This window comes from Dietzia sp. CW19 (assembly GCF_014145265.1).
GTDB classification, from domain to species: domain Bacteria; phylum Actinomycetota; class Actinomycetes; order Mycobacteriales; family Mycobacteriaceae; genus Dietzia; species Dietzia natronolimnaea.
Genome location: NZ_JAALEE010000130.1, coordinates 1 through 7,271, shown reverse-complemented (window position 1 = coordinate 7,271; position 7,271 = coordinate 1). Strand labels below are relative to the sequence as shown.

Sequence of the window (7,271 nt, the reverse complement as noted above, 5' to 3'; positions counted from 1 at the left end):
GGGGGCTCTCGTCATACCACCCCACCTTCACCGGCCACCGCGCCCCACACCCGCCCCGCAAGGCCGGAGTCACGTAGTCCCTCCACGGAGACCACCGCACCCCGGCTGTCGGTGAGCGGGACACGCCAGTTGGGGTACTCCTCGGACGTCCCCGGCATGTTGACCGGCCGGCGATCTCCAGCCAGGTCGGCGACGGACACGGCGTACAGGAGAGAGGGCGCCGCGGACAGGAAGGCGTGGAGCGCCACCACCAGGTCTTCCGGGCTGTCGCCCTCGAGGAGACCGCGCTGCCTGACCGCCTCGGTGTAGGAACGGATCTCGGCCGCGGCATCGAGGCGCTCCTGCTCCGCATCGCCCGTCAGCTGGCCCAGCTCCTCGCGGACGTCGACGTGGACGAGATCGACATAACCTGCAGTCGGGGGGAGGTCGTGGGTCGTCACCGAGGCCATGCACAGTCGCCGGTAGTCCTCCGGAGGCGTCGGCCGGCCATCCTCCTGCTCGAACCACATCACCGAGGTTCCCATGACTCCTCGCTCGGACAGTTCCTCCCGAACCCCCGGTGCGACGGTCCCCAGGTCCTCTCCCACGACCACGGCTCCGGCACGTGACGCCTCCAGAGCGAGGACCCCGATCATCGCCTCGTGGTCGTAGCGCACATAGGTTCCCTCGGTGGGCGCGAGTCCCGACGGTATCCACCAGAGTCGGAAGAGCCCGAGGATGTGGTCGATCCGGATCCCTCCCGAGTCCCGCAGCGCAGCGCGCACGATGTCCCGGAACGGTCGGTAGCCATCCTCGGCGAGCGCGTCCGGTCGCAGCGGGGGTTGAGACCAGTCCTGGCCCAGCTGGTTGTAGGCGTCCGGCGGCGCGCCCACGGTGACCCCGCGTGCCAGTGAGCGGTGGAGGGCCCAGGCGTCGGCGCCGGTGGGATGAACCCCGACGGCGAGGTCGTGCAGGATGCCCAGACGCATCCCCGCCGACAGGGCCGCCCTCTGCGCCCCTGCACGCTGTTGAGCGACCTGCCACTGCAACCACTGGTGGAAACGGACCTCCTCCGCGTGGTCGTGCGCGTAGCGCGCCACCGCGTCGGAGTCCGGATCCCGGAGATTCTCGGGCCACCGCGACCAGTCCGGGCCCGCCTCGGCCGCCAGCGCGCACCACGTGGCGAAGCGATGGAGACCGGGTTCCTGTTCGACGACGAAGGCGTCGAACTCCCGGGCCCGATCATCCGACAGGGGAGCCGAGAACACCATCCGCAGCGCATCGAGCTTGGCACTCCAGGAGGAGTCGCGGTCGATGGTGTCCCGGGAGTTGTGCGGGTGCTGTGACCGCGCGAGATCATCGATCCTCCGCCTGTCCTCATCCGGCAGGGCGGTGTACTCCGGAATCTGCTCGGGACGGAGATACAGAGGCGAGGCGAACCTACGCGTGGTGGGTAGGTACGGGGACGGCTCCACCGGCGGGAACGGCTCCCCGGCGTGCATCGGGTTGACCAGGACGAAGTCGGCTCCGAGGTCCCGGCCCGCCCAGCCGGCGAGGTCGGCCAGATCGGCCAGGTCCCCGACCCCCCACGATTGCTCGGACCGGACCTGGTAGATCTGCGCGGCCAGACCGGCCGCGCGGCGTCGCGTGAGGTCCGCGGGAACCGGTATCGATTGCGGGGCCACCAGCAGGGTGGACTCGACCGTCCGGGATCCGGGAGCTGACGGGTCGGAGACCACGGCGACGAGCCGATGCCATCCGAGGGGGAGGGAGGCGGGGAGGTCGAGTTCGACGCGGTCGACGAGCACGCCGTCGACCTCCATCGACTCGGCAGGGGTGTCGGGGAGCTCCACATCGAGCGGTGCGGCCGAGTCCTCGAGATGGGCCGACAGCGTCACCGTGGCACCGCGTGGGACATGAACCGCGCACCTGGCGCTCGCCCCCCGCCTCGCCACTATCGTCGGTGGGAGCACCCGCCGCCACGGCCGCAGACGATTCTCCTCGAGGGCCTCACGGGCCGTGGTGCCGCTCTCGTCGTCGTCATCGCCGGCCCGGACGCCCATCGCGGCCAGAACCGCGCGCAGGGTCCGGGCGGTGATGTCCTGTCGGACTCCGCGCGCATCGGTGTAGCTCGTGGCGACCCCACACCTCTCGGCGAGCTCGACCAGGGCGGGGGGTACGGCGTCGGTCACGGTCACGGGGGTCCTCGCGTCGGGTCGGGCGGCGCCCCTGCCGGGACGCCGCGGACAGTCACGGTCCACTGTGCCATCGGAGCGCGCGGGGTGCGGGTCGACAAAAACGGACCGCACTCCGCGCGCGTTGGGTGGACAACGTAACCTGAGTTCGAACACGTATCAGTTCCGCCCAGAGAAAGGCCGTGGACAACCCATGACCGAGGCATTCATCTACGACGCCATCCGGACTCCGCGAGGCAAGGGCAAGCCTGGCGGCGCTCTGCACGGGGTCAAGCCGATCGACCTGGTCGTCGGTCTCATCGAAGAAATGCGGCGTCGGTTCCCCGACCTCGACGAGAACCGGATCTCGGACATCATCTACGGAATCGTCACCCCCCTCGGTGACCAGGGCATGGATCTGCCGCGCATCGCCGCGCTGGCCGCCAAGATGCCCGACACCGTGGCCGGCGTACAGATCAACCGCTTCTGCGCATCCGGCCTGACCACCATCAACATGGCCGCCCAGAAGATCCGCTCCGGATGGGACGAGGTCGTCCTCGCCGGCGGCGTCGAGTCCATGTCGCGTGTCCCGATGGGCACCGACGGCGGGGCCTGGGCCCTGGACCCGGCCACCAACTACGACACGTACTTCTCCCCGCAGGGGATCGGTGCCGACCTCATCGCCACCCTCGAGGGCTTCACCCGCGAGGACGTGGACCGCTACGCCGAGCGCTCGCAGCGGCTCGCCGCCCAGGCGTGGGAGGAGGGCCGGTTCACCAAGTCGGTCGTCCCGGTCAAGGACATCAACGGCGTCACCATTCTCGACCACGACGAGCACATGCGTCCGGGCACCACCGTCGAGAAGCTGGCCGGCCTCACGCCGTCGTTCGCCATGGTCGGCGACATGGGTGGCTTCGACGCCGTCGCGCTGCAGAAGTACCACTGGGTCGAGGAGATCAACCACGTCCACCACGGTGGCAACTCGTCCGGCATCGTCGACGGCGCCGCGCTCGTGGTGGTCGGTTCGGAGAAGGCCGGCAAGGAGATGAACATGACGCCGCGCGCCCGTGTCGTGGCCGCGGCCACCTCCGGCGCCGACACCACCATCATGCTCACCGGCCCGACCCCGGCAGCGAAGAAGGCTCTCGAGATCGCCGGCCTCACCTCTGACGACATCGATCTCTGGGAGCTCAACGAGGCCTTCGCCTCCGTCGTCCTGCGGTTCCAGAAGGACATGAACATCCCCGACGAGAAGCTCAACGTCAACGGCGGAGCGATCGCCATGGGCCACCCCCTCGGTGCGACCGGCGCCATGATCACCGGCACCGTGCTCGACGAGCTCGAGCGGACCGGCGGCAAGCGCGCCCTCATCACGCTCTGCGTGGGCGGCGGCATGGGAGTCGCCACCATCATCGAGCGCGTCTGATCCGCACCACCGACACCACAGCCTTGAGGAGTAGAGAACCAGTGAGCGAAAACATGTTCCGGTGGGAGCAGGACGGCGACGGCATCGTCACCCTCACCATGGATGACCCCGACCACGGCGCGAACACCATGAACGCCCGTTTCATCGACGACTTCTCGGAGACCGTCGGCCGCATCGAGGCCGAGAAGGACTCCATCAAGGGCGTCGTCCTGACCTCCGCCAAGAAGAGCTTCTTCGGTGGCGGCGACCTCAAGTCCATGATCACGGCGGGCCCCGAGGACGCCGAGCAGCTGTTCGAGCGGTCCATGGAGATCAAGGGCCGGATGCGCGCCCTCGAGACCCTCGGGGTCCCGGTCGTGGCCGCCATCAACGGTGCGGCCCTGGGTGGCGGCCTCGAGCTCGCGCTCGCGTGCCACCACCGCGTCATGGCCGACGCCCGCGGCGCCAAGGTCGGCCTGCCCGAGGTCACCCTCGGTCTGCTGCCGGGTGGCGGCGGGATCGTCCGGACCGTCCGCATGTTCGGCCTGGCCCAGGCCGTGCCCAACATCCTCATGTCCGGTCGGTCCTTCGCGCCGGCCAAGGCGCTCGAGGCCGGCCTCGTCGACGAGGTCGTGGCCCCCGAGCAGTTGATCGACGCCGCCAAGGCGTGGATCGGCACCGAGCCCGAGGCCACCCAGCCGTGGGACCGCAAGGGGTGGAAGCTCCCCGGCGGCACGATCAAGGACCCCGCACTGGCCGGCGTCCTGCCGTCCTTCCCCGCGAACATGCGCAAGCAGACCAAGGGCGCGCCCTCCCCGGCGCCGCGTGCCATCATGGCCGCGGCCGTCGAGGGCTCGCAGGTGGACTTCGCCACCGCGGAGAAGATCGAGGCGCGCTACTTCGTCTCGCTGGTGACCGGCGTCGTGGCCAAGAACATGATCCAGGCCTTCTTCTTCGACATGCAGCACTGCTCCTCGGGGGGAGCGCGGCCCAAGGCCGCCGACGGTTCGGAGATCCCCCGGACGCAGTTCACCAAGGTCGGAGTCCTGGGAGCCGGCATGATGGGCGCGGGCATCGCCTACGTCTGCGCCAAGGCCGGCATCGAGGTCGTGCTCAAGGATGTCGAGCAGGCCTCCGCCGACAAGGGCAAGGCGTACTCCGAGAGCATCGAGGCCAAGGCGCTCGAGCGTGGGCGCACCACCCAGGAGAAGTCCGACGCACTGCTCGCCCGCATCACACCCACGACGGACCCGCAGGCCCTCGCCGGCTGCGACCTCGTGATCGAGGCCGTCTTCGAGTCCCCGGACCTGAAGCGGAAGGTCTTCCAGGAGATCGAGGACATCGTCGCCCCCGACGCGTTGCTCGGTTCCAACACCTCCACCCTGCCCATCACCGACCTCGCGACCGGCGTCAAGCGGCCCGAGGACTTCATCGGCCTGCACTTCTTCTCCCCGGTCGACAAGATGCAGCTCGTGGAGATCATCTCGGGCGAGAAGACCACGCCCGAGACGCTGGCCAAGGCGATCGACCTCACCCTGCAGATCCGCAAGATCCCGATCGTGGTCAACGACTCCCGTGGCTTCTACACCTCGCGCGTGATCGGCACGTTCGTCAACGAGGCCATCGGGATGCTGGCCGAGGGCATCGAGCCCTCGACCATCGAGCAGGCCGGTCGCATCGCCGGATACCCGGCGGCGCCGCTGCAGTTGTCCGACGAGCTGAACCTCAACCTGATGGTCAAGATCCGTCAGGCCACCCGCGAGGCGGCGGAGGCCGCCGGGCAGGAGTTCGTGCCCGACGCGGTCGACCGGGTGATCCTCAAGATGGTCGAGGAGCTGGAGCGTTCCGGCCGTGCCGCCGGCGCAGGCTTCTACGAGTACGCCGACGGTAAGCGCGCCGGCCTCTGGCCGGGCCTGCGGGAGGCGTTCGACACCTCCCCGGAGAACGCGCCCCCGCTGCAGGACCTGGTGGACCGCATGCTGTTCGCCGAGGTGCTCGAGACGCAGAAGTGTGTGGACGAGGGCGTGATCGTCGACGACGCCGACGCCAACATCGGGTCCATCATCGGCATCGGGTTCCCGGCGTGGACGGGCGGGACCCGCCAGTACGCCAAGAACTACGCCGCACCCGGCGAGCACGTCGCCTCGGGCTACAAGGGTTTCGTCGCCCGAGCCGAGGAACTGGCCGCCAAGTACGGCGAGCGCTTCGCGCCCACCGAGTCGTTGAAGAAGGCGGCTGCCGAGCAGAACTGAACAGGCCACCGGCCGAGCGGTCCGCTCGACACGCGGTAGAGGCGGCCGCCCCCGGGAACCCCCGGGGGCGGCCGCCTTTCGTCGTTCCGCCGCGAACGTAGGCACGGTCTTAGAGTTCTCAGTCCCGGATGGGCGAGGATCTGGGGATCGGAGTCGAGCGCGGAAATCGCCGTACGCTGGGAATACGGTGTTTAGGTAAGCCTTCCCATGCAAAGGTTAGGCTCGCCTTGGTTACAGTGCTATCGTTGCCGCATGTTCAGACAGCGCTCAGGCTCGCTCCCGCTGGCCGTCGCCGCCATCCTGGCTCTCACGCTGACCTCGTGCGGGGTCGCGACCGGGCTCGGCGGCGACCCCGAGACGATCTCCGGGATCCCTCTGGCGTCCGAGGTCTCGGCGACCGCGGACCCGCGATCCTTCGCCGGCGAGCTCTCGCTGGAGTTGGTCGACGACCCGGTCGACCCCGTCACGACCGACCCGGTTCCGCAGCTGCCGGCCGTGGTCACGGACAACCAGGGAACCGTCGTCGAGGTCGCGGACGTCTCCCGTATCCTGCCCCTGGACGTCTACGGGACGCTCTCCCGCATCGTCTTCGAACTCGGGCTGGGGGACAACGTGATCGGCCGCGACGTCTCGTCGGCCTTCCCCGAGATCTCCGATCGGCCCCTGGTGACGCAGGACGGGCATCAGCTCAACGCCGAGGCCATCCTCGCGCTCGACCCCAGTGTGATCATCACGGACACCTCGCTCGGTCCGTGGGACGTGATCCTGCAGCTCCGTGACGCAGGGATCCCCGTCGTCGTCGTCGACTCCCACCGGTCCCCGGACAACGTCGAGGCACTGACCCACTCCGTCGCCGACGGGCTCGGCGTGCCCGAGCTGGGGCGCGAACTGGGGGAGCGCACCCGCGCGAAGATCGTGGAAACCGAGGAGTCGATCGCCTCGATCGTGCCGGGGTCCGAGACCGCGCGGCTACGCACGGTCTTCCTCTACGCCCGTGGATCCGCCGGCGTCTACTACATGTTCGGCCAGGACAGTGGTGCGGACGAGTTGATCACCGCGGCCGGCGGATACGACGTGTCGACCGAGGTCGGGTGGAAGGGCGCCAAGCCGGCGAACGACGAGGGGCTCATCGCGGCTCAGCCGGACGTCATCGTCATGATGAGCAAGGGGCTCGAGTCCGTCGGTGGCGTCGACGGACTGCTCGAGAAGTTCCCGGCCCTGGCCCAGACGCCGGCCGGTGCGAACCAGCGGGTCGTCGCGATGAACGACGACCTCGTGCTGTCGTTCGGAACCAGGACCCCCGCGGTGCTCAACGCGCTCGCGGTGGCCCTCTACGCCCCCGACGCGCTGTGACGCTCACAGCGGAGCGGCGCGAGCGGGCCGAGCGCCCCTCGCCTGGTTCCCGACCCGCACGGCCGACCGGCGGGACCACCCGGATGCTGACCGGTGGCCTGCTGGTCG

At 69.4% G+C, this 7,271-nt stretch carries 4 protein-coding genes; 3 read left to right on the top strand and 1 reads right to left on the bottom strand.

What is annotated here, in order from left to right:
• Positions 1–11 precede the first annotated feature (11 nt).
• Positions 12–2,177 carry a 4-alpha-glucanotransferase gene (gene malQ / locus G6021_RS04505; RefSeq protein ID WP_347238913.1) on the bottom strand — a complete coding sequence of 722 codons (2,166 nt, stop codon included), beginning with the start codon at positions 2,175–2,177 and terminating at the stop codon, positions 12–14.
• A 190-nt stretch (positions 2,178–2,367) separates the two neighbouring features.
• Here malQ and G6021_RS04500 point away from each other — a divergent pair, with 190 nt between their 5' ends.
• The 3 genes from G6021_RS04500 to G6021_RS04490 all read left to right on the top strand — a co-directional run bounded on the left by G6021_RS04500 (position 2,368) and on the right by G6021_RS04490 (position 7,163).
• Positions 2,368–3,579 carry an acetyl-CoA C-acetyltransferase gene (locus G6021_RS04500; RefSeq protein ID WP_182640748.1) on the top strand — a complete coding sequence of 404 codons (1,212 nt, stop codon included), beginning with the start codon at positions 2,368–2,370 and terminating at the stop codon, positions 3,577–3,579.
• 41 nt (positions 3,580–3,620) lie between these two features.
• The gene (locus G6021_RS04495) at positions 3,621–5,810 is read left to right on the top strand and encodes a 3-hydroxyacyl-CoA dehydrogenase NAD-binding domain-containing protein (protein ID WP_182640747.1); all 2,190 of its coding nucleotides are present in this window, start codon (positions 3,621–3,623) and stop codon (positions 5,808–5,810) included.
• 252 nt (positions 5,811–6,062) lie between these two features.
• Positions 6,063–7,163: an ABC transporter substrate-binding protein gene (locus tag G6021_RS04490; protein ID WP_182616362.1), complete on the top strand. Its 1,101-nt coding sequence runs from the start codon at positions 6,063–6,065 to the stop codon at positions 7,161–7,163.
• The last annotated feature ends 108 nt before the right edge of the window (positions 7,164–7,271 follow it).

Excerpts from the sequence above, each read along its gene's own strand:
- G6021_RS04490 (WP_182616362.1), top strand. The coding sequence starts at position 6,063 with ATGTTCAGACAGCGCTCAGGCTCGCTCCCGCTGGCCGTCGCCGCCATC.
- G6021_RS04500 (WP_182640748.1), top strand. The coding sequence starts at position 2,368 with ATGACCGAGGCATTCATCTACGACGCCATCCGGACTCCGCGAGGCAAG.